Annotated in this window: 29 protein-coding genes; 11 read left to right on the forward strand and 18 right to left on the reverse strand. The window is 63.4% G+C overall.

The genetic code is table 11. The features are described 5' to 3' along the window. Window positions 1-46: 46 nt before the first annotated feature. From J2X76_RS23510 to J2X76_RS23520, 3 genes are all read left to right on the forward strand, one after another. Entirely contained in the window at window positions 47-787 is a 741-nt protein-coding gene (locus tag J2X76_RS23510) for a class I SAM-dependent methyltransferase (RefSeq protein WP_113284285.1), read from the forward strand. 299 nt (window positions 788-1,086) lie between these two features. Then, window positions 1,087-2,196 carry a histidinol-phosphate transaminase gene (gene hisC, locus J2X76_RS23515; RefSeq protein WP_310219753.1) on the forward strand — a complete coding sequence of 370 codons (1,110 nt, stop codon included), beginning with the start codon at window positions 1,087-1,089 and terminating at the stop codon, window positions 2,194-2,196. Then, window positions 2,193-3,122 (forward strand): prephenate/arogenate dehydrogenase family protein, encoded by a 930-nt coding sequence (locus tag J2X76_RS23520; protein WP_310219755.1) that lies wholly within the window; start codon window positions 2,193-2,195, stop codon window positions 3,120-3,122. Before hisC ends, J2X76_RS23520 begins: the two co-directional genes overlap by 4 nt. 6 nt (window positions 3,123-3,128) lie before the next feature. Here the strand turns inward: J2X76_RS23520 and J2X76_RS23525 are convergent, their stop codons facing one another. Continuing rightward, window positions 3,129-4,133 (reverse strand): DUF2125 domain-containing protein, encoded by a 1,005-nt coding sequence (locus J2X76_RS23525; RefSeq protein WP_310219757.1) that lies wholly within the window; start codon window positions 4,131-4,133, stop codon window positions 3,129-3,131. Window positions 4,134-4,199: 66 nt separating this feature from the next. Here J2X76_RS23525 and J2X76_RS23530 point away from each other — a divergent pair, with 66 nt between their 5' ends. Continuing rightward, window positions 4,200-4,751, forward strand: a complete 552-nt coding sequence (locus tag J2X76_RS23530; protein ID WP_310219760.1) for a gamma-glutamylcyclotransferase — start codon at window positions 4,200-4,202, stop codon at window positions 4,749-4,751. Here J2X76_RS23530 and J2X76_RS23535 read toward each other — a convergent pair. From J2X76_RS23535 to ftsE, 4 genes are all read right to left on the reverse strand, one after another. After that, the gene (locus J2X76_RS23535; protein ID WP_310219761.1) at window positions 4,736-5,527 is read right to left on the reverse strand and encodes a 1-acyl-sn-glycerol-3-phosphate acyltransferase; all 792 of its coding nucleotides are present in this window, start codon (window positions 5,525-5,527) and stop codon (window positions 4,736-4,738) included. The genes J2X76_RS23530 and J2X76_RS23535 overlap by 16 nt on opposite strands. Window positions 5,528-5,611: 84 nt before the next feature. Then, window positions 5,612-6,343: a YdcF family protein gene (locus tag J2X76_RS23540; protein ID WP_113126139.1), complete on the reverse strand. Its 732-nt coding sequence runs from the start codon at window positions 6,341-6,343 to the stop codon at window positions 5,612-5,614. 64 nt (window positions 6,344-6,407) lie between these two features. Next, entirely contained in the window at window positions 6,408-7,358 is a 951-nt protein-coding gene (locus tag J2X76_RS23545; protein WP_113126154.1) for an ABC transporter permease, read from the reverse strand. Window positions 7,359-7,458: 100 nt separating this feature from the next. Then, complete coding sequence (gene ftsE / locus J2X76_RS23550) at window positions 7,459-8,118, reverse strand: cell division ATP-binding protein FtsE (RefSeq protein WP_007770735.1); 660 nt, start codon at window positions 8,116-8,118, stop codon at window positions 7,459-7,461. 207 nt (window positions 8,119-8,325) lie between these two features. Between ftsE and J2X76_RS23555 the strand changes: the two genes are divergently transcribed. The 3 genes from J2X76_RS23555 to J2X76_RS23565 all read left to right on the forward strand — a co-directional run bounded on the left by J2X76_RS23555 (window position 8,326) and on the right by J2X76_RS23565 (window position 10,099). Further along, window positions 8,326-8,985 carry a hypothetical protein gene (locus J2X76_RS23555; protein WP_113284293.1) on the forward strand — a complete coding sequence of 220 codons (660 nt, stop codon included), beginning with the start codon at window positions 8,326-8,328 and terminating at the stop codon, window positions 8,983-8,985. A 62-nt stretch (window positions 8,986-9,047) separates the two neighbouring features. Further along, entirely contained in the window at window positions 9,048-9,590 is a 543-nt protein-coding gene (gene hpt, locus J2X76_RS23560) for a hypoxanthine phosphoribosyltransferase (RefSeq protein ID WP_113126137.1), read from the forward strand. A 131-nt stretch (window positions 9,591-9,721) separates the two neighbouring features. Then, complete coding sequence (locus tag J2X76_RS23565) at window positions 9,722-10,099, forward strand: response regulator (protein ID WP_113126136.1); 378 nt, start codon at window positions 9,722-9,724, stop codon at window positions 10,097-10,099. 27 nt (window positions 10,100-10,126) lie between these two features. Here the strand turns inward: J2X76_RS23565 and J2X76_RS23570 are convergent, their stop codons facing one another. From J2X76_RS23570 to argH, 4 genes are all read right to left on the reverse strand, one after another. Further along, window positions 10,127-12,844, reverse strand: a complete 2,718-nt coding sequence (locus J2X76_RS23570) for a TIGR02302 family protein (RefSeq protein ID WP_310219764.1) — start codon at window positions 12,842-12,844, stop codon at window positions 10,127-10,129. A 135-nt stretch (window positions 12,845-12,979) separates the two neighbouring features. Continuing rightward, a complete protein-coding gene (gene lysA, locus J2X76_RS23575) occupies window positions 12,980-14,248 on the reverse strand; it encodes a diaminopimelate decarboxylase (RefSeq protein ID WP_310219766.1) in 1,269 nt (422 codons plus the stop codon). A 15-nt stretch (window positions 14,249-14,263) separates the two neighbouring features. Beyond that, window positions 14,264-14,470, reverse strand: a complete 207-nt coding sequence (locus tag J2X76_RS23580) for an LPS translocon maturation chaperone LptM (protein WP_113126133.1) — start codon at window positions 14,468-14,470, stop codon at window positions 14,264-14,266. Window positions 14,471-14,574: 104 nt separating this feature from the next. Then, window positions 14,575-15,978, reverse strand: a complete 1,404-nt coding sequence (argH, locus tag J2X76_RS23585) for an argininosuccinate lyase (protein WP_113284296.1) — start codon at window positions 15,976-15,978, stop codon at window positions 14,575-14,577. A 23-nt stretch (window positions 15,979-16,001) separates the two neighbouring features. Between argH and tlpA the strand changes: the two genes are divergently transcribed. Then, entirely contained in the window at window positions 16,002-16,670 is a 669-nt protein-coding gene (gene tlpA, locus J2X76_RS23590) for a thiol:disulfide interchange protein TlpA (RefSeq protein ID WP_310219769.1), read from the forward strand. Window positions 16,671-17,003: 333 nt separating this feature from the next. On the opposite strand, the gene J2X76_RS23595 is transcribed toward tlpA, so the two are convergent. From J2X76_RS23595 to J2X76_RS23625, 7 genes are all read right to left on the reverse strand, one after another. Continuing rightward, entirely contained in the window at window positions 17,004-17,885 is an 882-nt protein-coding gene (locus J2X76_RS23595; protein ID WP_113126130.1) for a 3-hydroxybutyryl-CoA dehydrogenase, read from the reverse strand. A gap of 146 nt (window positions 17,886-18,031) precedes the next feature. Beyond that, window positions 18,032-18,961: an electron transfer flavoprotein subunit alpha/FixB family protein gene (locus J2X76_RS23600; protein ID WP_310219770.1), complete on the reverse strand. Its 930-nt coding sequence runs from the start codon at window positions 18,959-18,961 to the stop codon at window positions 18,032-18,034. A 20-nt stretch (window positions 18,962-18,981) separates the two neighbouring features. Continuing rightward, window positions 18,982-19,740 carry an electron transfer flavoprotein subunit beta/FixA family protein gene (locus J2X76_RS23605; protein ID WP_310219772.1) on the reverse strand — a complete coding sequence of 253 codons (759 nt, stop codon included), beginning with the start codon at window positions 19,738-19,740 and terminating at the stop codon, window positions 18,982-18,984. Window positions 19,741-19,879: 139 nt separating this feature from the next. Further along, window positions 19,880-20,626 carry a rhomboid family intramembrane serine protease gene (locus J2X76_RS23610; protein ID WP_113126127.1) on the reverse strand — a complete coding sequence of 249 codons (747 nt, stop codon included), beginning with the start codon at window positions 20,624-20,626 and terminating at the stop codon, window positions 19,880-19,882. A 25-nt stretch (window positions 20,627-20,651) separates the two neighbouring features. Continuing rightward, complete coding sequence (locus tag J2X76_RS23615; protein ID WP_310219775.1) at window positions 20,652-21,224, reverse strand: cob(I)yrinic acid a,c-diamide adenosyltransferase; 573 nt, start codon at window positions 21,222-21,224, stop codon at window positions 20,652-20,654. Between the two features lie 15 nt (window positions 21,225-21,239). Beyond that, complete coding sequence (locus tag J2X76_RS23620; protein ID WP_113126125.1) at window positions 21,240-21,443, reverse strand: twin transmembrane helix small protein; 204 nt, start codon at window positions 21,441-21,443, stop codon at window positions 21,240-21,242. Between the two features lie 16 nt (window positions 21,444-21,459). Next, on the reverse strand, window positions 21,460-22,293 hold the full coding sequence (locus J2X76_RS23625; protein WP_310219779.1) for an SDR family oxidoreductase: 834 nt from the start codon (window positions 22,291-22,293) through the stop codon (window positions 21,460-21,462). Between the two features lie 70 nt (window positions 22,294-22,363). Here J2X76_RS23625 and J2X76_RS23630 point away from each other — a divergent pair, with 70 nt between their 5' ends. After that, entirely contained in the window at window positions 22,364-23,344 is a 981-nt protein-coding gene (locus J2X76_RS23630; RefSeq protein ID WP_310219780.1) for a YihY/virulence factor BrkB family protein, read from the forward strand. Here J2X76_RS23630 and gluQRS read toward each other — a convergent pair. Next, complete coding sequence (gene gluQRS / locus J2X76_RS23635; protein ID WP_310219782.1) at window positions 23,273-24,163, reverse strand: tRNA glutamyl-Q(34) synthetase GluQRS; 891 nt, start codon at window positions 24,161-24,163, stop codon at window positions 23,273-23,275. The genes J2X76_RS23630 and gluQRS overlap by 72 nt on opposite strands. A gap of 33 nt (window positions 24,164-24,196) precedes the next feature. Here gluQRS and J2X76_RS23640 point away from each other — a divergent pair, with 33 nt between their 5' ends. Next, window positions 24,197-24,838, forward strand: a complete 642-nt coding sequence (locus J2X76_RS23640) for a DNA-3-methyladenine glycosylase (RefSeq protein WP_113126153.1) — start codon at window positions 24,197-24,199, stop codon at window positions 24,836-24,838. Between the two features lie 101 nt (window positions 24,839-24,939). Next, window positions 24,940-25,497, forward strand: a complete 558-nt coding sequence (locus J2X76_RS23645) for an HNH endonuclease (protein WP_113126121.1) — start codon at window positions 24,940-24,942, stop codon at window positions 25,495-25,497. A 43-nt stretch (window positions 25,498-25,540) separates the two neighbouring features. Here J2X76_RS23645 and J2X76_RS23650 read toward each other — a convergent pair whose 3' ends face one another. Continuing rightward, complete coding sequence (locus tag J2X76_RS23650) at window positions 25,541-26,056, reverse strand: disulfide bond formation protein B (protein WP_113126120.1); 516 nt, start codon at window positions 26,054-26,056, stop codon at window positions 25,541-25,543. Between the last annotated feature and the right edge of the window lie 142 nt (window positions 26,057-26,198).

Here is a 26,198-nt window from a genome sequence, read left to right on the forward strand (position 1 = left end):
AGACTGGTCCCTTGAAGTCCAACCACCGTCTGGTACCAAATTAAGCATGCACGCCGATATCGTCGATCTCCGCGAATTCTACCACTCGCCCCTCGGCCATCTCGCCGAGCAGTCGATCGCCTTCGCGCTCTCTTCCCTCTGGGCAAGGCTGCCGGAAGAGCGGCTGGTCGGTCTTGGTTATGCCGTGCCCTATCTCGACCGCTTTCGCGCCGATACGGAGCGCACCTTCGCCTTCATGCCGGCGGGGCAGGGGGCGGTGAACTGGCCGGTCGGAGAGCTCTCCTCCACGGCTCTGGTTTTCGACGAGGAACTGCCGCTGCCGGATTCCTCCGTCGACCGGGTGCTGATGGTGCATTCGCTGGAATTCGCCGAAAACCCGCGCGAGACCCTCAAGGAGCTCTGGCGGGTGCTGGCGCCCGGCGGGCGGCTGGTCATCGTCGTGCCGAACCGGCGCGGCGTCTGGGCACGCATGGAGCATACGCCGTTCGGTTCCGGCCGGCCCTATTCGCGCGGCCAGCTTACCTCGCTGCTGCGCGAGACGAATTTCACGCCCGGCGCCAGCGCCGAGGCGCTGTTCTTCCCGCCGTCGAAGATCCGCGCCGTGCTGAAGCTGCGCCACGCCTTGGAGCGCCTCGGCCGGCGCTTCTGGCCGGTGTTTTCCGGGGTGATCGTGCTGGAAGCCCAGAAGCGCCTTTATCAGGGCCTGCCGGTTGCCGCCCGTGCCTCGCGGCGCGTCTTCGTGCCGGTGCTGGCGCCGCAGGGCGTGCCGACGACGCGGACGCAGTGAGCGCCGGATTGCCCCTCATCCGCCTGCCGACACCTTCTCCCCGCAAGCGGTGAGAAGGACGCAAGCCGCCCGCTCCTCATTTTTTTTGCTCATATCCTCGGACAGGAGGGAACGAAACGGTGCGTCAGATCCCTTCTCCCCGTCAGAACGGGGAGAAGGTGCCGGCAGGCGGATGAGGGGCATCGCCGGCGCCCGCATCTCTCCTGGGAGCCCCAAGCACATACTCGACAAAGGCCTTTTTCGGCTTTAATGCCTCAAGATCACCCGCCGTTTCAGGCATTTCCGAAAAGGTTGATCCGATGAGCATCGTCACGAGTGAGCCCGTTCCGCGTCCCGGCATTCTGGATATCGCCGCCTATGTGCCCGGCAAGGAACATGCTCCGGGCGTGGCGCGCGTCTTCAAGCTCTCCTCCAACGAGACCCCGCTCGGCGCGAGCCCGAAGGCGATCGAAGCTTTCAAGCAGGCCGCCGGCAATCTCGAACTCTATCCGGACGGGCAGGCGATAGCGCTGCGCGAGGCGATCGCCTCGGTGCATGGGCTGAACGTCGCGAACATCATATGCGGCAACGGCTCGGACGAGTTGCTCGGCCTGCTCTGCCACGTCTATCTCGGCGCCGGCGACGAGGCGATCATCACAGAGCACGGTTTCCTCGTCTACAAGATCCAGATCATGGGCGCCGGTGCCACGGTGGTCGAAGTGAAGGAGAAGGACTGCACCGTCGATGTCGACGCGATCCTCGCCGCCGTCACCGACAGGACGAAGATGGTGTTCATCGCCAATCCGGGCAATCCGACCGGCACCTATGTCCCGGTCGCCGATATCCGCCGGCTGCATGCCGGCCTGCCGAAGGGCGTCATCCTCGTGCTCGATGCCGCCTATGCGGAATATGTGCGCAAGAACGACTACGAAGCCGGCCTCGAACTGGTGTCTTCCAACAAGAACGTGGTGATGACCCGCACCTTCTCTAAGGTGTACGGGCTTGCGGCGCTGCGCATCGGCTGGATGTACGGCCCGGCCGGCATTCTCGACGCGCTGAACCGCGTGCGCGGCCCGTTCAACATGAACGCTCCGGCAATCGCTGCCGGTGCCGCGGCCATCCGCGACCAGGCCTTCGTCGAAAAGGCTGTCGAGCACAACAAGCTCTGGCTCGACAAGCTTACCCATGCGCTGGAAGTAATCGGCCTCAAGGTGACGCCGTCGGTCACCAATTTCGTGCTCATCCATTTCCCGGATGTCGAGGGCAAGCGGGCGCCGGAAGCCGATGCCTTCCTCACCAGCCGCGGTTACATCCTGCGCGCCGTCAAAGGCTACGGTTTCCCGAATGCGTTGCGCATGACGGTCGGCTCGGAAGAGGCCAATCGCGGCGTCATCGAGACGCTCGGCGAATTTATGGGCAGAAGCGCATGAGCACGCCGCATTTCGAACGGATCGCGCTGATCGGCATCGGCCTGATCGGCTCCTCGATCGCCCGGGACGTCAAGGAACTGGGGCTCGCCCGCGAGGTGGTGATTTCCAGCCGCAGCGTCGAAACCCTGAAACGCGCCGAAGAGCTGGCGCTCGGCACCCGTTATGTCGCATCCGCGGCCGAGGCGGTGAAGGATGCCGATCTCGTCATCGTCTCGGTGCCGGTCGGCGCATCGGAGGAAGTGGCCAAGCAGATCGCCGGCAGCCTGAAGCCCGGTGTTATCGTCACCGATGTCGGCTCCACCAAGGCGTCGGTCATCGCGCAGATGGCGCCGCATATGCCGCAGGGCGTGCATTTCATTCCGGGCCATCCGCTGGCGGGCACTGAAAAATCCGGCCCCGATGCCGGCTTCGTCGGCCTGTTCCGGGATCGCTGGTGCATCTTCACGCCGCTGCCGGATACGGACCAGGCGGCCCTCGACAGGCTTAAATCCTTCTGGACGGCGCTCGGCTCGCGCATCGACGAGATGGATCCGCAGCACCATGACAAGGTGTTGGCGATCGTCTCCCACCTGCCGCATATCATCGCCTACAATATCGTTGGCACGGCGGACGATCTCGAGACGGTGACCGACGCGGAAGTGATCAAATATTCCGCCTCCGGCTTTCGCGATTTCACCCGCCTTGCCGCGTCCGACCCCACCATGTGGCGGGATGTGTGCCTGCACAATAAGGATGCGATCCTGGAAATGCTGGCCCGGTTTTCGGAAGACCTCGCCTATCTGCAGCGGGCGATCCGCTGGGGCGAGGGCGACAAGCTGTTCGAACTCTTCACCCGCACCCGCGCCATCCGCCGCTCGATCGTCCAGGCGGGCCAGGACGTCGACGCGCCGGATTTCGGCCGCCACGCGCTGGACGTCAAGAAGTGATCCTGCTCAGATCGGCGGGATTTCGCCGATCTGGATGAAGCCGCCGGCAAACACCTTGCCGCGGTTGATGGTGAGATCGAGCGACGCGCTCTTGCCGCGGCCGAGCGCCGACAGCATGTTGGCAGCGGTCTTCAAGGTCGGCGCGAGCTGCGGAAAGGCCTGGGCCAGGCTGTCGCGCCAGGCATCGATCTGTTCGATCCGGAGCTTCAGCTTGCCAGACAGGTAACCGCGCTCGTCGAAGGAGAAGGGGCCGGACACGGTGATCAGCTTGCCGTCTCCGAGATCGGCGGTAAGGCTGCGCATCTGGCCCTCGGTGCCGTAGAGAGCGGTCCCGTTCGGATCGCTGCCGTCGATCATGCCGGCGCGGCCTGTCAGCGTCAGGTCGAGATTGGCTGTGAACCGCGGCAGAAGCTGCGGCATGTCCTTCATCACCATGTCGGTATTCTGGAGGGTCAGGGCTGCGTCGAGATCGCTGCCGTTCTGGCGCAGGTGGATTTCCGTGTGGCCGGCGCTGATGTTGAAGGCCTGGCCGGTCGCGGACGACAGAATGTTGGTCCTGGCGTTTTCGATCACCGTGGACGTGCGCTCGACGCCGCGAAACCGGGTGGTCAGGCTCGACTGGAAATTCTCCCAGGTGGTCGAGACCGAAAGCCCGTGGCCGGTGCGGATCTCGACGGGGGAATCGAGTTCCCAGACGATATGGCCGGGATTGTAGACCTGGGCTGCGGACCGCAGGGCGCCGAACGTGGCAGAAATGCCGTTGCCGCGATCGTCGACCGCGACTTTCGAGCAGAACAGGCCGATCCGGAACGGGTAGCCGCGATAATCCGCGTCCGTGCATTCAGCCGAGAGGCCACGCTTTTCCTGGCTGCCGAGCAGGGCCAGCGTCCGCTCCTTCAGCACCGAGGCGCCATAGAACCACCCGCCCGTATAAAGGGCGATCACCAACACCACTCCGGAGGCGAGGAGCCATAATTTTCCGCTGACGCCAGTTCGGCTTGACGCTGCCATGATGTTCTCCAATGGTGCTGAAAACTTGGGGCGGGATGCTTCAGATGGAATGGTGTGGCGCGGGATATGGACGAATTTTGGGTGTTTGGCTACGGGTCCCTGATGTGGAATCCGGGTTTTGCGTTTGAGGAAAGACTGCCCGCCCGTGCCTTCGGCTTCCGCCGCTCCCTCTGCGTCTGGTCTCACGTGCATCGCGGCACGCCGGATAACCCGGGCCTGGTCCTCGGCCTCGACCGTGGCGGTTCATGCCGCGGCGTCGCCTTCCGGGTAGACGAGGAGAACCGCCCGGACGTGCTTGATTATCTGCGCCGCCGGGAACTCGTCACCAATGTCTATCTGGAACGGGTCCTGCCGGTGACGCTCGGCGACGGGCGGCAGGTGAAGGCGGTCGGCTATATCGTCGATCGCAGCCATCTCCAATATGCCGGCGCGCTCGAGGTCGAACAGGCGGTGGCGATAGTGCGCAGTTCCATCGGCAAGTCAGGTCCGAACGATGCCTATCTCTTCAACACGCTGGCGCATCTGAAGGACATGGGCATCCGCGATCATTGGCTGGAAGCCGTCGGCGCGGCGGTGGCCGACGCCAGCACCGGCACCGGCGTTCAGGCCGCCGTCTGAGCCTTCAGTTCCGCAAGCCGTTTCGCGGCTGACTGCGGCAGGGGCAGGTGCGGATTTGCCGCCACGGTCTCGACCAGCAGCTTGTCGCTTTCCCGTTCCAGCGTTTCCACCAGATGCGCGTAGAAGGCGTCCGGATCCATGCCGGGCGCGATCGGCGGCAGGATGCGGACCTTGAAGTGGCCGGGATATTTGATGAGCTTGCGGCGGCCCCAGAACAGGCCCCAATGGGCGACGACCGGCACGACCGGCACCTGAACGTCGCGATAGATGCGGGCGATGCCGTAGCGGTATTGCGGCTCGGCGCCCGGTGGCCGGCGCGTGCCTTCCGGATAGATGATGAGCTGGCGGTTGTTGGCCATCTCCTCCTTCGTCCGGTTCATCACGTCGACCATGACCTTGCCGCGGGCGCCGCGGTTGACCGGGATCATCTTCTGCTTGGCGGCATACCAGCCGAACAGCGGGATCCACATCAGCTCGCGCTTGAGGATATAGACCGGATCCCGCTGCCAGGGCAGGAGAGCGACGGTGTCCCAGGCGGACTGATGTTTGGGCGCGAAGATGCAGCCGCCTTCGGGAACGTTTTCCAGGCCCTCGATCTCGAACGTGGCGCCGACGATCCTTGCCATCAGCCAGTTGCAGGACGCGGCCCAGGCTTTCGGAATCCGGTAGGCCGCCTTGCGCGGCATCAGGAAATAGACCGGGCTCAGCACGATCATGCGGACGATCAGGTTTGTGTAGAAGGCGATATTGAAAAGAACCGAACGCACCAGCAGCATGAAAGGCTTCCTCTTGGACAGGCGTTGCCTACACGAGATCGCGCCGTGAAAAAAGCGCCGGTGCGCTGCGGGCAAGGAAAAGTATCAATTGGCCGGCTTCGAGGCGGTCTTCGGCGGGTCGTCGTTGCGCAGCCCGGTGCCGCGCTCGATCCCGAACCAGTCGCGGAAGGTGGCAAGCACGACCTTGCCGTATTCGGAAAGCATGGTGCGCAAGACGTCCGGCTCTGCGAACCAGGCTTTCCGGGTCAGGTCGGAATTGATGACGGGATAGGGGATGAACACCGTCACCGGGTCGGCGCGGCGCAGTTCGTGCAGGCTGCGCAGCATGTGGTAGTTGTTGGTAACGACCAGCACGGACTTGTAGTGGTGGTCGTGGATCCAGCGGGTGATCTCGTTGGCATTGCCGATCGTGTCGATGGCGTCGTAGCCGATATCGACGCAGCAGGCGAAAAGGTCGGGCGAGGCCTGTGTGACCTTGCGGATCTGGGTCGGGCTGGTGGACGGATGCGCGCCCGAGATCAGCAGCCGCTGGCCGGCTCCGTCCCGCAGAAGCCCGAGCGCCTGCTCTATCCGCAGATAACCGCCGGTCAGGACGACGATCGCATCCGCCTTGACGCCATCAGGCGCCTTCAGCGACGTGACGGCGTTCGCGAACCATAAAAATCCGCCGAAAAGCAGCGCCAATCCGAGCACGCTGGCCATGATGATGCGGCGCGCGGCCCATCGCAGCCGGCTATTGCGCGAAAACACTCCACCGAACCACCGCCGCGGGTGGCGCTCCGTTCCATTGTCGGGTGTGGTCGGGGCCGGTGTCATGACTGTCCATAGCCGGAGATTCGTGGCGAGAACAGGGCCAACCTACAGAGGGACGGGGCCCGATTCAAGAAGCTGACAATCCGTCGGATCGTGCGGGATCGGAACGGATCAGGTCGATTTCGTCGATCGTGCGCATCACTGTGAACCTGGCAGTCAGCGTCGTCAGCAACGCGATCACGATCATCGTGGCAAAGATGCCGAGATAACCTCCGATGCCGATCGTGAAGGAGCCGAAGAGCGCGGTTGCCTGGTCGCTTTCCGGCGTCGCCAGCGAGTTGGCCTGCCACATGTTGGCAATCGCGAACATCACGGCCGCGAGCGCACCGCCGGCGGCCGAGCCCTTGATGCTGATCTTCAGGAAATGCTTCTGGAACTCGCCGGCCACGAACGAGCCTTCGGCGCCGACGAAATGCAGCACCTCGACGATATGGCGATTGCCGGAGAGAGCGCCCCGCGTGGCGAAGATCACCGTCAGGATCATCGCCGTGAAGACGAGAACCAGGACGCCCATGCCGATCAGAACCGTGGTGTGCGCCATCGATACCAAGCGGTCCACCCAGGTGCGGTGGTCGTCGAGGAAGGCCTGGGGGATTTCCGTCTTCAGGAGATCGCGCATTCCGGCGAAATCGGGCGGGTTCTGTTCGTCGATGGTGACGATGACCAGGCGCGGCACGGGCAGGTCTTCGAGGTTCAATCCGGTGCCGAGCCACGGCTCCAGAAGTCGTGCCGTGGCGCTCTCGTCCATGATCGTGCCCTCGCGGGTGCCGACGAAGGTAAGTGCCAGGTCGCGGGCTTTTTTCAGAGCCGCATTCATGTCGAGCCCGTCGTCGGGCTTGATCTGGATGGTGATCTCGCGGGAAATCTGGCTCTGCCAGCTCGATGCCGTCGCCCTCACCATGCTGACCGCGCCGAGCGTCAGGCAGGCGAGGAAGGCCATGATGGCGATCACCACCATCAGCGCATTGCCCTGTATGTTGGAAGGCGGCAGGATCGGCGCGGTCGGCCGTACCCGCATCTCGACGCGGCGCGCCTGCTTCTGGCCGGGCGGCGGAGCCTGCTGCTCATTCGCGGGCTTCTTCGATTGGGCGCTCTTCGTCGCTTTCGGGCGGCTCAGCTCATTCATAGATGTCGAGCCGCCCTTCGGTGAGGATCATCCGCCTGGCATCCACCTGGTCCATTAGCGCCAGATCGTGGGTGGCGATGACGACGGCGGTGCCGAGCCGGTTGAGTTCGAGGAAGAGATTGAGCAGCCGGCGCGCCATCGGCGGGTCGACATTGCCGGTCGGTTCGTCGGCGAGCAGGATTTCCGGCTGGTCCATCAGCGCGCGGGCAATCGCGGCGCGCTGCTTCTCGCCGCCAGAAAGAACCGCCGGCAGGACGTTGATGCGCTCGCCGAGCCCGACCCATTTCAGGAGCTCGATCACGTCGTTGCGGTAGGAGCTTTCCTCCTTGCCGCGCACGCGAAGCGGCAACGCGACGTTCTCGTAGGTCGTCAGGTGGTCGAGGAGGCGGAAATCCTGGAAGACGATGCCCACCCGCCGGCGCAGCATCGGCAGTTCGGCGCGCGGGATCTGGGACAGGTCGCGGCCGAACATGTGGATGATGCCGCGGGTCGGGTGCAGCGACATGAACAGCAGGCGCAGGAGGGTGGTCTTCCCAGCGCCCGACGGGCCCGTGAGGAACTGGAACGAGCGCTTGGGGATGTCGAAGGTCATATCCCGCAGGATCTCCGGACCCATCCCATAGCGCAGACCAACGTTTTCGAAATGAATCAACGGATGACCCGGTCCTTGCTCTTTCGACTCTCTGGTGCCCGTCTATCTCTTAACGACCCGGGTAAACGAACGGTAAATCACGCGCGGAAAAGGGCTAATTTCAGGCCTTATTTGCGAAGCGTTAACCATTTGAATTTACGACTAGGCGGGATTCGATTCAATGCCCGCCATCCCGAACTACGGGGAAAACGGGCCGAAGAGGGCCCCATGAGCACATTTGGCAGCCATCAGGGCAAGACAACGGCGCGGATGGACATCCTGCCGCCGGAACCTTCCATCCGCACCACAAGGGTGAGCCAGCGGCGCGGCGAGGTGATCGACGCCCAGTTCGTCCCTGTTCGCGAGACCTTCCGCCGCGGTCCGACGCCGCGCTCGCACAACGACAATCGCACCAGGCGCGCGCCATCTGCCGCTGCCGTACCGTCGTTGGCAGAGCGGGCGCTTGCCGGCATCGAGCGTGGCCTGAGGGGCCTTTCCGCCGATTTCTTCTCGGCGATGGTGGCGGTCGTCTTCGTTACCGTTTTCAGCATTGCGGGGGGCTTCACCTTTCTGTTCGCCGGCTCGGCGACGGCAGAGAGCGGGCCAACCCTCGACATCACCCATGTCACGATGACCCCGCAGGATGCCAACGGCATGCGCGTGCTCTTGATCAACGGCATCGTGGAAAACCGCAGCGGCGACAATCGCGTCATGCCGCAGATCCGCGCCGAACTGATGTCCGGGCAGTCGCTCGTTGCGACGACGCTGATCTCGCCGCCCGTCTCGTCCATCGAAGGCGGTCAGAGCCGCGGCTTCTCAGCGCGCGTGCCCCACCCCGGTGGAAAACTGCCCGATCTGCGGCTTTCCTTTGCCGAACGGGGCGCCTGACGCTTTCTCTTTCTCGGCCGATTGTGGTATCGCGGTTTTTTACGGACACGTAGGAGAACCTCATGCCCGTCGTACGCGGCAAAAACATCGAGCCGCTTTATACCGCCGAACAGATCGCCGAGCGCAACCACGCGATCGCGGCACAGATCGCCACAGGGCCGACCAAGGATCTGCTGGTCATCGCCATCCTCAAGGGCTCGTTCATCTTCGCCGCCGACCTTTTGCGGGCGCTGCATGACGTGGGCCTTGCGCCGGAAGTGGAGTTCGTCACGCTCTCGAGCTATGGCGCCGGCACCGTTTCGCAAGGCGTGCGGATCGTCAAGGACATCGACAGCGACGTGAAGGACCGCGACGTGCTGCTGATCGACGACATCCTCGAATCCGGCCGGACGCTGAAATTCGCCAAGGAATTGCTTTACGAGCGCGGTGCCCGCAACGTCTCGATCGCCGTGCTGCTTGACAAGCGCGTCAAGCGCCAGGAGAATCTGGAGGCGGATTACGTGGGTTTCGAATGCCCGGATTACTTCGTCGTCGGTTACGGCATGGATGTGGCATACGCCTTCCGCGAGCTGCCTTTCGTGGGCGTCGTGACCGGAGACGCCTGAGCGATACGCCCGCGCCGGGTGAGACGAGGTGTTAACCATGTCGGTCCGCAATGGACCGGCGTTTACTCCTCGACAAGAAAACTCTGTTGATTTGCGTCCCATACAAACAAAACACGGGAGCGATCACCGCCATGGCAAAAATCCTGATTACCGAGGACGAGGATTCCCTTCGCATGTTCGTTGCGCGGGCGCTTCGTCTCGATGGTCATGAGACCCATGAAGCGGCTGACGGCGCCGAAGGGCTTGAAAAGCTGAACGAAGGTCCGTTCGATCTGCTGCTGTCCGACATCCGCATGCCGGTCATGGACGGTATCGAACTGGTGCACCAGGCATCCGCCAGGTTCCCGGAACTCAAGATCCTGCTGATGACCGGTTATGCGGAGCAGCGGGAGCGGGCCGACGATCTTGCGACCAAGATCATCGACGTGGTGCAGAAGCCGTTCGCGCTGCCCGATATCCGCCGTGCCGTCGCGGCGGCGCTGTCCTCGGGGAACTGCCGGGCCGCCTGAGGCGCCGGAGCCCAAGTTTCCGTTTAATCAGCGAATGTCCAGAAGTCGCTCCAGATACTGCCGCTCCGCTTCGCCGGAGAGGGCATTGCCGAGTTTTTGGCGGATCGCTTCGAGGATTTCCCGGGCGCGCTGGACGTCGATCTCGTCCGGTACCTTCACCTGATCGCCGAAATCCGGGCCTACCGTGGCGCGCGGGCGGCCAAGCGGGTCGCGGCCGTTCTGGCCGCCTTGCGAGGTCATGTTCTCGCCCGGTCCGCCGCGGTCCTGGCCTTGGCCCTGACCCTGCTGCTGCATGGCCTGCATCATCTGCTGCATCATGTTCTGGGCGCCCTGACGCAGCGCGTTGAGGGCGTTGCCCTGTCCCTGCACGGCCTGCTCGCCCTGGCCTTCGCCGAGCGCCTTGCCGGCATTGCCCATCTCGCTCTGCGCCTTGCCGAACCCTTCGCCGGGCTGCATTCCAAGTCCCTTGAGGGCTTTCTGCAGTTCGTCCAGCTTCTTGCCGAGGCCTTCCTGCTGTGCGCGCAGGTTCTTCAGCGCCTCGCGAAGCTGCTCGGCGGTCATCTGGTCGGTGTTCTGCTGCCCTTGCTGACCCTGTTGGCCCTGCTGACCTTGTTGCTGCTGGCCCTGCTGCTGGCCTTCCTGGCCCGGGCGTTCGTTCGGATCGCCGCGCTGCATGCGGTCGCGCAGCGCCTGGTCCAGCTTGAAGGTCTGGTCCATCAGCCGCTGCTGTTCCTGCATGATCTCACCAAGCTTGTCGATCTGCTGGCGCATCTGGCTGTTCTGCTGCTGCTGGCCCTGCTGGCCGCGCTGCGGCCTGCCTGCCTGCAGGTTGTTCATCATCCGCTGCAGTTCGTTGAGCATCTGCTGGGCGGCATCGCGATTGCCGGACCGAGCGAGGTTCTCGATCTGGTCCATCATGTTCTGCAGGTCGCGCTGGCGGATGACGTTCTGCGACTGCATGGTGTTGGGTGCCTGCGGGGCGTTCTGCATCCGCTGCGCCAGTTCGTTCATGAACTGCTGCATGGCTTCGCGCAGTTCCTGCATCAGCTTTGCGATTTCCTGGTCGGAGGCCTTGTTCTGCAGCGCTTCGGCAAGATTGCGCTGGGCGTCGCGCAACCGGCGTTCGGCCTGCGACAGGTCGCCATCCTCGATGCCGAGGGCGATTTCCCAGAGATATTCGGCCGTATCCTTCAGCTGTTCCTCGTTGCGGGCGAGCTTCATGCGCTCGAGCGCCGAGCGGATCAGCAGGAAATGGCTGAGGTTCGGGATGGTTTCGTCGGGACGGATCGCCAAGGCCTCGTTGAGCTCGATGGCGCGGGGCATCCGGCGGGTGTCGAGCGCGAAGACCTGGCGCTCTTCGGCGACGGCTGCGGCGAGCGGTTCGGAGAAGCCGCGCGATGGCAGCACCATTTCATGGGTCGGGCTGCGGCCGGTCTGGCCGGCGCCGTCCTTGGCGATCAGGGTGATCTTGACCCGCTTGCCGGCAAGCGGGTGCTCGATAAGGCTGCGGCTCGTCAGGCCCTTGACCTCGCGGCTGTTCTGCCGCGGCAGATCGAGCCGGTAGTCCGGTGGCGGATAAAGCGGGGTGGCGGCCGGATCCGTCGGGCCGACGGGCTCGATCAGCGCATGGGCTTCGCGAATGCCGTAATCGTCCTTGCCGGTGAAGCCGATCTCCAGCGCGCCGTTGACCGAGGGCTTCGGCTGGCCTTCGAAGGCAATTTCGGGGGGGCGATCCGGGATGACCTCGAAGGCCCAGGTCTGGCCATTGACGGTCAGGCTGCCGCTCTCGCCGACGTTGAGCGCATAGGTGCGGGGCGGCCGCTGCTGGTTGGGTTGTTGCGGTGCGGCCGGCTGGGCAGGTGCCTGGGCCGTCTGCTGCGCCTGCTGTCCCGGGGCACTCTGTGGCTGCTGCTGGGCTGCGGCTTCTGCCGCCTTCTTGGCTTCCTCGGTGATCAAGGTCGACGGCTGCCCGCCGGCCTTTGGGGCAAAAACAACGGCCTCTCCGCCTTCACCGCCGGTGACGCGCACGGTCAGGGCCGAATTCTGCGGGGTGGAGACGGAGGCAACAGCCGCGGTCGCCTCGCGGCCCGTCAAAAAGATCGGCGCACGGCCGGTATAGGAGGGCGGCGTCAGCCATGCGTCGATGCGCAGGTCCGGATTGATGCTCGGCGCCGGCGGCGCAGGCCGGAAGGCATCGGCAGGAGAGCCGCCGCCGTTCGAGAAGGAATAACCGAGCGCGACGACGAAGACGAGCGCGGGAATGGCGCGAAGCGCGAACCGGTCGTGCCGGGCGATATCGGGCTGCGGCAGGCCGGCATCGAGCGCTGCAATGCGCTCGGCCATGCGGATCTGGTGTTCCTTCCAGAGCGCGCGGGAGAAGGGTGTTTCGAAAGCCGGTTGATCGTCCTGCACGCCGACCGGCTGGTGCGGCAGGTTGTTGCGGACTTCCAGAAGCCGGTCGGCTTCGGCCACCGCCGGCCAGCGCAGGCGGCTGAACGGCAGAAGCGCATAAACGAAGGCAAAGGCGAAGCCGCCGACCAGGATCCAGCGCACCCAATCAGGAGCGACCCGGAAAATCCCGAACCAGGCGGCCGACAGGAAGAGGGCCGCGATCCCGAGAGGGGCGAGCAGCAGCGGCAAAATCCGTTCGAAAAACAACACGATCCGTGCGAAGGACCGTTTCAGTGCGACGCGACGCGCAAGCACAGGATGCAATTCGAAGGCACCTTTGCGGATGAAGCTCATGCGGTCCGTCTCCAGTCGTGGCGGCGCAAATCAAGCTTTCAAGATAACGATGTTTGTGGCGAAGACGAGGGCAGGGGGCGGGCCGCCCCCATAATTTCCCGGATTTCCCGCAAAAGTGAACGTCGTGTCAGGCGCTCATGCAAGCCACGCGGGCACGGAGTCGAGGCCGATGAGTTCTTCGTAAGTGCCGCGCGGACGCACCACATGGAACTCGGAACCCTTTACCAGAACCTCGGGCACCAGCAGCCGCGTGTTGTAGGTTCCCGCCTGCACGGCGCCATAGGCGCCTGCCGAAGCGACGGCAATCAGGTCGCCGGGCTTGGGTTCCGCCATCTCGCGGTCGAGCGCCAGGTAGTCGCCGGTTTCGCAGACCGGGCCGACGACGTCGCCCTTGATGCGCGGCGCATCGGCGGCCGGCACGACGACCGGGCGGATCATGTGATAGGCGTCGTAGAGCGTCGGGCGGATCAGGTCGTTCATCGCGCCGTCGACGATCACGAAGGACTTTTCGCCGCCATCCTTCACGTAGATGACCTCGGTCACCAGAATGCCGGCATTGCCGACGATCAACCGGCCCGGTTCGGTGACGATCTTGCATTCCAGCGACCGCAGCTGGCGCTTGACCGTTTCCGCATAGGCATCGGGAAGCGGCGGCGGGTTGTTGTCCTCGCGATAGGGAATGCCGAGGCCTCCGCCGATATCGACGTGATCGATGCGATGGCCGTCGCCGCGCAGCGTATCGACCAGTTCGCGCAGCAGCCGGAAGGCATGTTCGAAAGGCTGCAGTTCGGTGATCTGGCTGCCGATATGCATGTCGATGCCGGTGACGTCGATGCCGTCAAGGGTTGCAGCATGGGCGTAAACGGCGCGGGCGCGCTCGTAAGGTATGCCGAACTTGTTTTCCTTCTTGCCGGTCGAGATCTTGGCATGCGTGCCGGCATCGACGTCCGGATTGATGCGGAAGGAGACATGCGCCTTTCTGCCGGCCTTCAGAGCGCGCAGGTTCAGGACCTCCAGCTCCGGCTCGGATTCGACGTTAAAGCAGTAGATGCCGGCTTGCAGCGCCAGATCCATTTCCGGCACGGTCTTGCCGACGCCCGAGAACATGATGCGGCTTGCCGGAATACCGGCCGCCAGTGCCCGGCGCAGTTCGCCGCCGGACACGACATCGACACCGGCGCCGAGCCGGCCGAGCGTCTTCAGCACCGCCTGGTTAGAATTCGCCTTCATGGCGTAGCAGACCATGGCGTCGACGTCGGAAAACGCCTTTGCGAAAACCTTGTAATGACGCTCCAGAGTGGCCGTCGAGTAGACGTAGAAGGGCGTGCCGACGGCCTTCGCGATTTCCGGGATCGGCACGTTCTCGGCGTGCAGCACGCCGTCGATGTAATGGAAATGGTTCACGGCAAAACTCGAAAATTACAGAAGCGGATCAAGCAGGAAGGGGCGCTCGGCAACCGGTTCGGCTTTCTGCGCGCCCGGCTTGCCGCTCTTGCGGACGTTCTGCTGCTCCACCGGCGTGCTGGGGCGGTCGAGGCCGCCCTTGCGGCCGCAGCCGACGACAACGATGCCGGCGAGGCTCAGAACAAGAGTGATGCGGGCGATTTTTACCAGGGACTTCGACATTCTATTCCTTCTCCGGCACGGCTGCGGAACTTTCATAGCGAAGTTCCACGCGCTTGTGCAGTCACTATCCGGCATCACTTCTCAAGCGTTCGTCGCGGCCGTCGTCAATTCCTGGCGCGCCACCAGGCAATCTGCTTGCGGACTTCGGCAGGCGCCGTGCCGCCGAAGCTGGTGCGGCTGGCGACGGAGGCATCGACCGACAGGACGTTGAAGACCTTGTCGGTGATCGCCGGATTGATCGACTGCAGCTCTTCGAGCGGCAGTTCGGAAAGGTCGCAGCCCTTCTCTTCGGCAAGCGCCACGGCGCGCCCGGTGACGTGATGGGCTTCGCGGAAGGGAAGGCCGACCTCGCGCACCAGCCAGTCGGCAAGGTCGGTCGCGGTCGAGAAACCGGCGCCGGCCGCAGCCCGCATCTTGTCGGCGCGGATGGTCATGTCGCGCATCATGCCGGTCATCGCGGCGATCGCCAGTTCCAGGTTTTCGGCGCAATCGAAGACCTGTTCCTTGTCTTCCTGCATGTCCTTGGAATAGGCGAGCGGCAGGCCCTTCATGACGGTCAGCAGCGCCACCAGCGAGCCGTTGATGCGGCCGGTCTTGGCGCGCACCAGTTCGGCGGCATCCGGGTTCTTCTTCTGGGGCATGATCGAGGAGCCGGTCGAGAACGCGTCCGACAGGCGCACGAACCCGAACTGCGGCGTCGACCAGATGACGATCTCTTCGGCAAGGCGCGACAGGTGCACGGCGCAGATCGCCGCCACCGACAGGAATTCCAGCGCGAAATCGCGGTCGGAGACGGTGTCGATCGAGTTGCGGGTCGGCTCGCGGAAGCCGAGCGCCTTCGCCGTCATGTGGCGGTCGATCGGGTAGGGCGTGCCGGCAAGGGCCGCGGCGCCGATCGGACTTTCGTCGAGATGGTCGATCGCGTGGCGCACGCGGGCGCGGTCACGGCCGAACATTTCCACATAGGCCATGCAGTGATGGCCGAAGGTGACCGGCTGGGCGGTCTGCAGATGGGTGAAGCCGGGCATGACGGTATCGGCATGTTCCTCGGCGCGATCGAGGAAGGCGGCGATCAGGCCGGTCAGCATCTTCTCGGTCTTGACGAGTTCTTCCTTGACCCAAAGCCGGAAATCGAGCGCCACCTGGTCGTTGCGCGAGCGGGCGGTGTGCAGGCGTCCGGCCGCGGGGCCAATCAGCGTCGCCAGCCGCGCTTCGACATTCATATGGATGTCTTCGAGCTTGCGCGAGAACTCGAACTGGCCGCTTTCGATCTCTGACATGATCGTGTTCAGGCCGGATACGATCTTGTCTTTATCTTCGCTCGAAATGATGCCCTTTTCCGCAAGCATCGTCGCATGCGCTATTGAGCCGCGGATATCCTGGGCGAAGAGCTTCTTGTCGAAACCGATCGAGGCATTTATCTCCTCCATGATCGCATCCGGCCCTGAAGCGAAGCGTCCGCCCCACATCTGGTTGGAGGATACTGCGTCCTTCGTGCCGTCAGCCATGATGCCTAGTCCTGGAGTAGTTGATGACGACCAAAAGACCTTTCGGCCTTCCGTCCGCCAGATTGATCGTGATTGCCGCCGTCGCGGGAATACTTGCCGGTGCCGTGGCGGTATACGTGAGGAGTGTGGGGTCTGGCAATGGCGAGTCCGGCCTCCTCGCCCAATCCGCCGGTGCCTGCGAAGGCGCGATCGAAAGGGTGAAGTCGGTTTCGCAATTCGCAAGGGGCCAGGTCGCCGCCATGGTTGCCGCCCAGCCGCCGCGACCGCTCGACCTTGCCTTCAAGGGGCCGGACGGAAAAGATCTCAGGACGGCCGATTTTGCCGGCAAGACGGTGCTGCTCAACCTCTGGGCAACCTGGTGCGGCCCGTGCCGGGAAGAGATGCCGGCCCTGAACGCGCTGCAGAAGGGCATGGGGAGTAAGGATTTCGAGGTCGTGGCGGTCAATATCGATACCGGCAGCGACGAAAAACCGAAGGCTTTCCTCGCGGAATACGGGGTCGATACGCTCGGCTACTATCGCGACAGCTCGATGGGCGTCTTCAATTCGCTCAAGAAGGAAGGCCTCGCCTTTGGCCTGCCGGTGACGCTGGTGATGGACAGACAAGGCTGCCTGATCTCGGCGATGAACGGCCCGGCTGCCTGGGACAGCCCGGATGCAAAGGCGCTGATTGCGGCAGCCAAGGCGCCCTAAGCCGACAACTTTCCAATTGAAGTAATGTAAATCTCTACTCTATGCTGCTTTTGGTTGTGATGACGAAAGCAGACGCGCACTGCCATGCTCCTCGGAGAGGATAGGCCGCTTCGACCCGGCGAGGGCCTCGCCATTCAACCGGAGGAGTGATCTATGTGGTCCAGGCCATTTAGCATCACGGTCACCATACGGAAAACCCGCACGAACTGGCAAGTAACCGTGCGGGTGTTATTCCGGAGGTGATCTAGAGGGGCGGGCGAAAGCTCGCCTCTCACTCCCTCAATATAGTTGGCAATGCCTTTTCTGACAAGGCAAGGCCACAGCAGGGTCCGCTTACCGCGTCGGAACCGGCACTTCGCCGCGATAGTCGTAGAACCCGCGGCCGGATTTCCGGCCGAGCCAGCCGGCTTCGACATATTTCACCAGAAGCGGGCAGGGGCGGTATTTGCTGTCGGCGAGCCCATCGTGCAGGACCTGCATGATCGACAGGCAGGTATCGAGGCCGATGAAATCGGCGAGCTGCAGCGGGCCCATCGGGTGGTTGGCGCCGAGTTTCATGGCGGTGTCGATCGCCTCGACCGAGCCGACGCCTTCATAAAGGGTGTAGATCGCCTCGTTGATCATCGGCAGCAGGATGCGGTTGACGATGAAGGCCGGAAAGTCTTCCGCGACCGTCGCGGTTTTCTCGAGCGCGGTCACATAGTCCCTGGCGGCCCGGAAAGTCGGCTCATCGGTGGCGATGCCGCGCACCAGTTCCACGAGCTTCATGACCGGAACCGGGTTCATGAAGTGAATCCCCATGAAACGCTCCGGACGGTCGGTGGCGGATGCGAGGCGGGTAATGGACAGCGACGAGGTATTGGTGGCGAGCAGGGCCTCGGGTTTAAGGACCGGACAGACCTGCGAATAGATCTTGCGCTTGACGCTTTCGTCCTCGGTCGCGGCCTCGATCACCATGTCCATCGGGGCGAGGTCGTTGAGGTCGGAAGAACCGGAAATCAGCGCAAGTGCGGCCTTGCGTTCGTCGTCGCCGAGTTTGCCGTTGGAGACCTGGCGGGCGAGATTGCCGTTGATGGTTGCGAGCGCTGCCTCGATCCGGTCCTTGGAAACATCGTACATCTGCACCCTGTAGCCGGCCAAAGCCGAAACATGTGCAATGCCGCAGCCCATCTGGCCTGCTCCGATGATGCCGATGTTTTTTATGACCAGACCCATGGTTTCGCTCCCTGGGCGTTTACGCTAGCCCCAGCGTACGCCGATTTTATGAAAATGCCGGACTGCATGTATGCAGCCCGGCAGATTGTTATTCCGCTGTTTGTGGTTTTGCCAGCATTTTTCGCGCTTGCGAAATGAACAAAAGCTCACAAAGCCTTTTCGAGCTTCGGCAGGATTTCGAAGAGATCGCCGACGATGCCAAAGTCTGCGACCTGGAAGATCGGGGCTTCCTCGTCCTTGTTGATGGCGACGATGACCTTACTGTCCTTCATGCCGGCGAGATGCTGGATGGCACCGGAAATGCCGGCCGCGATGTAGAGATCGGGCGCGACCACCTTGCCCGTCTGGCCGACTTGCCAGTCGTTCGGGGCATAGCCCGCATCCACCGCAGCACGCGATGCACCGACGGCAGCGCCGAGCTTGTCGGCGACCGGCAGGATGACCTCCTGGAATTTCTCCGACGAGCCAAGCGCCCGGCCGCCGGAGATGATGATCTTGGCAGAGGTCAGTTCCGGACGTTCCGACGACGAGAGCGCATCGGAGACGAACGAGGAAACGCCCGGGTTTGCGGCAGCCGAGACGGCCTCGACCGAGGCGGAACCACCTTCGCCGGCAGCCTGGAAGGAGGCGGTGCGCACGGTGATCACCTTCTTGGCGTCGGTCGACTGCACCGTCTGGATGGCGTTGCCGGCATAGATCGGACGCTTGAACGTGTCTGAGGAAACCACTTCGATGATTTCCGAGACCTGGGCGACGTCGAGCAGCGCTGCGACGCGCGGCATGACGTTCTTGGCCGACGCCGTTGCCGGCGCGATGATCACCTCATAGGAATCGGCGAGCGAAACGATGAGCGCCGCCAGCGGCTCGGCGAGGTTGTTGGCGAGGCCCGCGTCGTCGGCCAGCAGGACCTTGGAAACGCCGGCAAGCTTGGAAGCCGCATCGGCAGCAGCCTTGGCACCGGAACCGGCGACCAGCACATGCACGTCGCCGCCGATTTTAGAGGCTGCCGAGAGCGCCTTGGCGGTCTGGTCGTTGAGGCTCGAACCGTCGTGTTCGGCGAGAAGAAGAATGGCCATGGTGATGTTCTCCCTTTCCCTTACAGAACGCCGGCGGTCTTCAAGGCGCCGACCAGTTCCTCGACCGTCTTCACCTTGATGCCGGCCTTGCGGCCGCCCGGTTCCTCGGTCTTCAGCACCTTCAGGCGCGGCGCGGTGTCGACGCCGAAATCGGCGGGCGTCTTCTTGTCGAGCGGCTTCTTCTTGGCCTTCATGATGTTCGGCAGCGAGGCGTAACGCGGCTCGTTCAAGCGCAGGTCGGTGGTGACGACCGCCGGAAGCTTGACCTCGATCGTCTGCAGGCCGCCATCGACTTCGCGGGTGACCTTTGCTGTCCCCGGGGCGGAACCGTCGGCAAGCTCGATCTTCGAGGCGAACGTCGCCTGGGCGGAACCGAGAAGAGCGGCCAGCATCTGGCCGGTCTGGTTACTGTCGTCGTCGATCGCCTGCTTGCCGACGATGATCAGGCCCGGCTGTTCGGCGTCGACGATGCCTTTCAGGATCTTGGCGACGGCAAGCGGCTCGACCACGTCGTCGGTCTCGACCAGGATCGCCCGGTCGGCGCCCATGGCGAGCGCGGTGCGCAGCGTTTCTTCCGCCTTGGCGGGGCCGATCGAAACGACCACCACTTCCTCGGCCTTGCCCGCTTCCTTCAGACGCAGGGCCTCCTCGACGGAAATCTCGTCGAACGGGTTCATCGACATCTTCACGTTGGCGAGTTCAACGCCCGTTCCATCCGGCTTCACTCGGATCTTCACGTTGTAATCAACAACCCGCTTCACAGGCACGAGAATCTTCATGGGGTCCTTCCTTGACTATCTCCGGCCGCAAATTGCGACATTTGCCGCGTCCTCATTTGTCAGTGGGCGACATGGATACGCATTTTTCGCGCGATTACAACGCGGATCTGCCGCTGGGCATTGCCGTTTTCTCATAGTTCTATTCGGTTGCCGCAGCGACATCGCGAACGCCCGGCTTCCGCTCGACGGCCTTGGGGGTGACGATGTTGCGGTCGAACAGCGGCACACCCCTGCGGCGCATGAACAGCACCAGGATCGCACCGGCGACGATGCCGCCCACATGAGCGCCCCAGGAAACCATTCCGTCGAGATCGAGGGCCAGCATGGCGAACTGCTGGACGATCCAGAGCGCCAGCGGAATGAAGGCCGGCAGCGGCAACGGAATACGAAACAGCACCAGCACCCAGACCCGCACACGCGGATGAAGCAGGAAATAGGCGGCCACAACGCCGGAGATCGCCCCCGATGCACCGATCAGCGGCCCTTCCGAATTCGATGCCACGAATCCATGCAGGGCGGCACCCGCCGCCGCGCAGAGGAGATAGAAGGCGAGGAATTTGAGATGCCCGAGCGCATCCTCGACATTGTCGCCGAACACCCAGAGGAACAGCATGTTCGAGGCGAGATGCCAGAAATCCATGTGCAGGAAGGCATAGGTGACGAAGGTCAGATCGTCCGGCACGATCACCAGCGAGGGATCGAGCGTCGCATAGTCGAAGATCACAGCCGGAATGAAGCCGAGCCCGAGCGAGGCGCGCTCGGCGACTTCCGGTGCGGAGAAATTCGTAAACAGCCATGCGAGCACATTGATGGCGATGATGCTGATCGTGACGTATTGCACGCGGATGTATTTGAGTTCGACGGCGTCGTGCAGCGGGATGAACATGCTGTGGCTTCTCCGCCCGTTGCGGTTACCGGTTTTTTCCCGGGACCCAGAGGATATCGGCCTTGCCGCCGTCATTGGCGAAGCGCGCCGCCACGAACAGAAAGTCGGAAAGCCGGTTGATATATTTCAGCGCCGCAATACCGACGGTCTCGGTTCGCGACAGCTCGACCATCAGCCGTTCGGCGCGGCGGGAAACGGTGCGGGCGAGATGCAGGTGAGCTGCGGCGGGCGAGCCGCCCGGCAGCACGAAGGATGTCAGCGGATCGAGATGGGCGTTGAGCGCGTCGATCTCCGCCTCAAGCCGCGTTGCCTGGGCTTCGACGATGCGAAGCGGCTCGTAGTCGAGTTTTTCGCCGGTATCGGGCGCCGCAAGATCGGCGCCCAGATCGAAGAGATCGTTCTGGATGCGGAACAGCATGGCGTCGAGGTCGGCCAAACCGGCGGTCTGCAGGCGGGCGAGCCCGATCGTCGAATTGGTCTCGTCTACCGTGCCATAGGCTTCGACGCGCAGGTCGTGCTTGTCGCGGCGCGGGCCTGAGACCAGCGCCGTGGTGCCGTTATCGCCGGTGCGCGTGTAGATCTTGTTGAGCTTTACCATCCGCCATCATCAGAATCAGGTCGGGCGACCGCCGCCCGTAATCCAGAGAGTGAGCATGATGAGGACGATTGCAACCGCCTGCAAGAGGATACGCAGCTGCATCAGCTTGTTGGACTTGTTGGCGTCGGTGCCCTTCATCATGTTGAACAGCCCGCGGATCAGGACGAGCACGACGAGGCCCATGACGATCAGGGTCAGCACGGTTGTGAAAGTGGACATTGTCGATTGCTGCCTTTCAATCCAGCCGGCGCATCAATTTATAAAAGAGCGCGGCCGGGAGTATTCTTTTCAGGAAAGCGCCCTGCTTGGCGGGCTTGGTTACCAGATAATGCGGCTTCGGGCGAGGCGCGGTCAAGGCATGCGTCAAGACGTCGTAGACCGCTTCCGGGCCAAGTTTATGGCGGCTGATCTGGCCCCGCCCGTCGAGGCGCCTGAGCTGCCGCTCATACTGCTTGGCATGCACCGAACCCTCGAGATCGACATGCTCCCGGATCTTGGAAAGCGCATTGGCGGTGAAGCGCGAGGCGATCGGACCGGGTTCGATCAGGCTCACCCCGATGCCGCTGCCCTCGAGCTCCATGCGCATGGTAATGGTCAGGCCCTCGAGCGCGTATTTCGAGGCCGTGTAGGCGCCGCGGTAACGATAGGGCAGGAGGCCCAGGATCGACGAACAGTTGACGATGCGGCCATGGCCCCTTGCGCGCATGACCGGGATCACCCGCCGCGTCAGCTCGTGCCAGCCGAAGAAATTGGTCTCGAACTGCTGGCGCAGCACGTCGGTGCTCAAGTCCTCCACTGCCCCCGCCTGGCCGTAGGCGCCGTTGTTGAACAGCGCGTCGAGTCGTCCGCCGGTGCGCCCGAGCACCGTTTCGACCAGGGCCTCGATCGTGTCCGGCCTGGTATAATCCATCAGCAGGGCCTCGATGCCGTCCGCTTCCAGGGCTGCGAGATCGGCTGCCTTGCGCACCGTCGCGAACACCCGCCAGCCGTCCGCCTTCAGAGCCCGGGCGCAATGGGCACCGATGCCGGAGGAACAGCCGGTAACGATGATCGTTCTATTTTCGGCCATTGAATAAGGTTCCCTGTACAATCGGATGAGTTCCTCCCATATTTCCCGCGACGTCACAACGGAGTTGCAATTGTCCGAAGAAAACCGCCCCGTCCGGTGGTATCGCCTCGCCTTCAAAGTGCTTTGGGACGCCTATTGGCACTTCTCGGATGACGATGGCTGGGCAATGGCGAGCCATGTCGCGCTATCCGGCCTGCTCGCGCTGTTTCCGTTCCTGATCTTCGGCACGGCACTTGCCGGTTTCCTCGGCGCCGGGGATTTCTCGCAGACGACGGTCCACCTGCTCTTCGATACCTGGCCGGCCGATATCGCGCAGCCCATCGCCTCAGAACTGCAGCGTGTCCTGGAAATCCCGCGCGGCGGCCTTTTGACGATCTCGGTGCTGGCGGCCGCCTATTTCGCGTCGAATGGCGTCGAGGCATTGCGCATTTCGCTCAATCGAGCCTACCGCGTCACGGAAACCCGGCCCTGGTATGTGACGCGCCTGGCGAGCCTCGGTTACGTCGTCATCCTGGTCGTGATCTTTGCGGTCATCAGCATTCTGCTGCTTGCCGTGCCCGTGGCGTTGCGTTTTGCCGAGACCCGCTTCTACTTTCCATGGCTGATCAGCGACCTCACCACCGCGGCAAACTGGGGGCTCTACGGCACCGCCCTGCTGCTTCTGATGGGCCTGTTGGCCTCCCACAAGTGGCTGCCGGCCGGCAATCGCCGCCTGATCGACATCATCCCGGGGGTGACGTTGACGATCGTCGTCTGGACGGGTTTCGGGCTCGGTTTTGCCGCCTATCTCTCGACCTTCGCCAATTATACCGCCACCTATGCCGGTCTGGCGTCGATCATGATCGTGCTGATCTTCCTTTACATGGTGGGCGTCATCTTCATGCTCGGTGCCGAGTTCAATGCCGCGCTGATGAAGTACAAGATCTACTCGGTCTTCTCGCGCCGCCGGAAGGCGCATCGCGAAAAGGAGAAAATCCGCTCAAAGGCCAACGAGGCGGCGAATATCGCTGCCCGAGAGGCCCCGGTCGCGAAGCGCCGCGAGCCCGGTTGAGCCTTCGCTTTTCGACAGTTTCCTGCCGTCCGCACCGACGACCAGCCGGTGGTGGTGATAGACCGGCTGCGGAAGCTCCAGCAACTCCTGCAGCAGGCGGTGTACCGCCGTCGCCTCGAAGAGGTCGAGCCCGCGCACCACGTGGGTGATCCCCTGCGCCGCGTCGTCCACCGTCACCGAAAGATGGTAGCTCGACGGCGCATCGGAGCGGGACAGGACCACATCGCCCCAGGCCGACGGATCGGCGGGGATCTCGCCGCGGTCTCCGGTCTCGGTCCAGCTCAAGGGTGCCGCGATGAGACCAAGCGCCTTTTGCATGTCGAGGCGAAAGGCATGCCGGACACCGTCGGCGGTCAGCTTCCTCCGCTCCGTCTCGCTGCGATGCCGGTCGTCATCGGGGTAAAGCGGCGAGCCGTCCGGATCGCGCGGCCAGCTTTTCCCGTCCGCCTCGCAAGCCGCGACCTTGGCTTTCACCTCGCCGCGGGTGAGAAACGCCGGATAGACGACGCCCATTTCGGACAACCGGGCGAGGGCCTCATGGTAGGCGTCGAAATGTTCGGACTGGCGCCGCACCGGTTTTTCCCAGTCGAGCCCGAGCCACGCAAGATCGCGATAGATCGCCGCCTCGAATTCCGGCGTGCAGCGCGTCAGGTCGATATCCTCGATGCGCAGCAGGAAACGGCCGCCGACTGCTTCCGCCATGTCGTGGTTGAGGAGTGCGGACAGGGCATGGCCGAGATGCAGGAGCCCGTTCGGGCTTGGCGCGAAACGATAGACCGGTTTATCTGGAGGCGAGGCGGGCATGGTTTCTTCTGCCATGCTTTTTGAAAAACGGCCATGGGAGAGGCGAGGGTGTCCATCATCCGCGATCATTCGGACATTCGGGCGGGGCTCGAAGCGCTTGTCGAGCTCGACCCGCGACTTACGGCGATCGTCGAGGTCTCCGGCCCGGTGCCGCTCAGGCTGAACGAGCCGGGTTTTTCAGGCCTTGCCTCGATCATCGTCTCGCAGATGGTGTCGAGGGCGAGCGCCGAGGCGATCTGGCGGAGGATGGTGGCGGCCGGTCCGGTCACCGCGGATGGGTATCGCGCGCTCGACCCGGCCGTCGTCGCGACGTTCGGCCTGTCGCGGGCCAAGGCGGCGACGCTTCTCAACTTGTCCACAGCAATTTCGGAAGGGCATTTCGACCTCGCGTCCGTCTGCGCGCTCGAAACGGCGGAAGCCATCCGGCAGATGACCGCGCTGCCCGGCATCGGCCCCTGGACGGCGGAAGTCTACCTGATGTTCTGCGGCGGGCATGCCGATATATTCCCGGCCGGCGACGTGGCGCTGCAGGCGGCGGTGGCTCACGGTTTCGGCCTGGAGGCCCGGCCTTCGTCCAAAAACCTGGCTGCCGCGGCACGCATATGGAGCCCGTGGCGTTCCGTCGCGGCAAGGCTTTTCTGGGCTTATTACGCGGCGAAAATGCGTCGCGATGTCACACCTTTGACCTGAAGCCGGGCCAGAGTATCCCACTGCATTTATTGGGCTTCACAATCCTGTAACAACGGACCTAATATAGAAAGTACAGATGCCGAATCGGGTAGGAGCGTCACTTGACGATTGCAGTCTCCCCGCAGGCCCTGCCGGCGCTCGTTCTGAACGCTGACTACCGGCCGCTGAGTTATTATCCCTTGTCGCTTTGGTCCTGGCAGGACGCGATCAAGGCGGTTTTCCTCGACCGTGTGAACATCATCGCGGAATACGATCAGTCGGTCTGCTCGCCGAGTTTCTCGATGAAGCTGCCGAGCGTCGTCAGCCTCAAGACCTATGTCCAGCCGACCCGCAACCCGGCCTTTACCCGGTTCAACGTCTTCCTGCGCGACCGGTTCGAGTGCCAGTATTGCGGTGAACACGACGACCTGACCTTCGACCATGTCATCCCGCGCGCCCATGGCGGCGAGACCACCTGGGAAAATGTCGTGGCCGCCTGTTCGCCCTGCAATCTGAGGAAAGGCAGCAAGCTGCCGAAGCAGGCCGGCATGTTCCCGCACCAGAAGCCATATCAGCCGACGGTGCAGGACCTGCACAATAACGGCCGGCTCTTCCCGCCGAACTACCTGCATGAAAGCTGGATGGACTATCTCTACTGGGATACGGAACTGCAGCCGTAAGGCGAGACGGATCGCGCCGGTATTCGATAGGACGAAGGCCGCTTCACGCGGCCTTTTTTGCCCCGGTAAATGCGATGGCGGCGAGGATGACGCTGGCGATCACGTTCCAGCCGGCAAAGGAGAGGCCGAGCACGCGGAGAGCCGCTTCGGTACAGGACGGGCCGTGCACGGTGTTCAGGTCCGACAGCAGGCTGCCGGCATTGGTGGTGACGCCGGCCCCGCCGCCGCAGCTCGCCGGACCTTCCCAGAAGGCCCATTCGACGCCCGAGTGATAGACGCCCATGCCGGCGCCGACCAGCATCATCACGCCGATGACGACCAGCAGCGCACGGGTGACCCAGGAGGGCAGGCCGATCGCCGAGGCGACGATCGCCAGAATGCCGACGGGGATGCCGTAATAATAGGGATTGCGCTGCAGGAGGCAGAGCGCGCAGGGGATGTAGCCGCCGATATACTGGAAAGCGAGCGCCCCGCCGACGGTCGCCGCCATGCCCAGCGTCAGGACGATGGCATAGCCGATACCGGCGCGGGAACGGGGTGTGGAAGCTGTCAGCGCCATGCGCTTCTCCTGATCTGCATTTTTAACCGGCTGGGACGCCACGGCCTCACTTAGAGCAGATGAGCCGGCTCGGTAAGACAAATTATCTTGAACTCGTCGCTGCGATCGCCGCAGGGGCTGGAGGCGGAAGGTCTGGCTTCCA

It is taken from the genome of Neorhizobium sp. 2083, from assembly GCF_031455615.1.
GTDB lineage: Bacteria > Pseudomonadota > Alphaproteobacteria > Rhizobiales > Rhizobiaceae > Neorhizobium.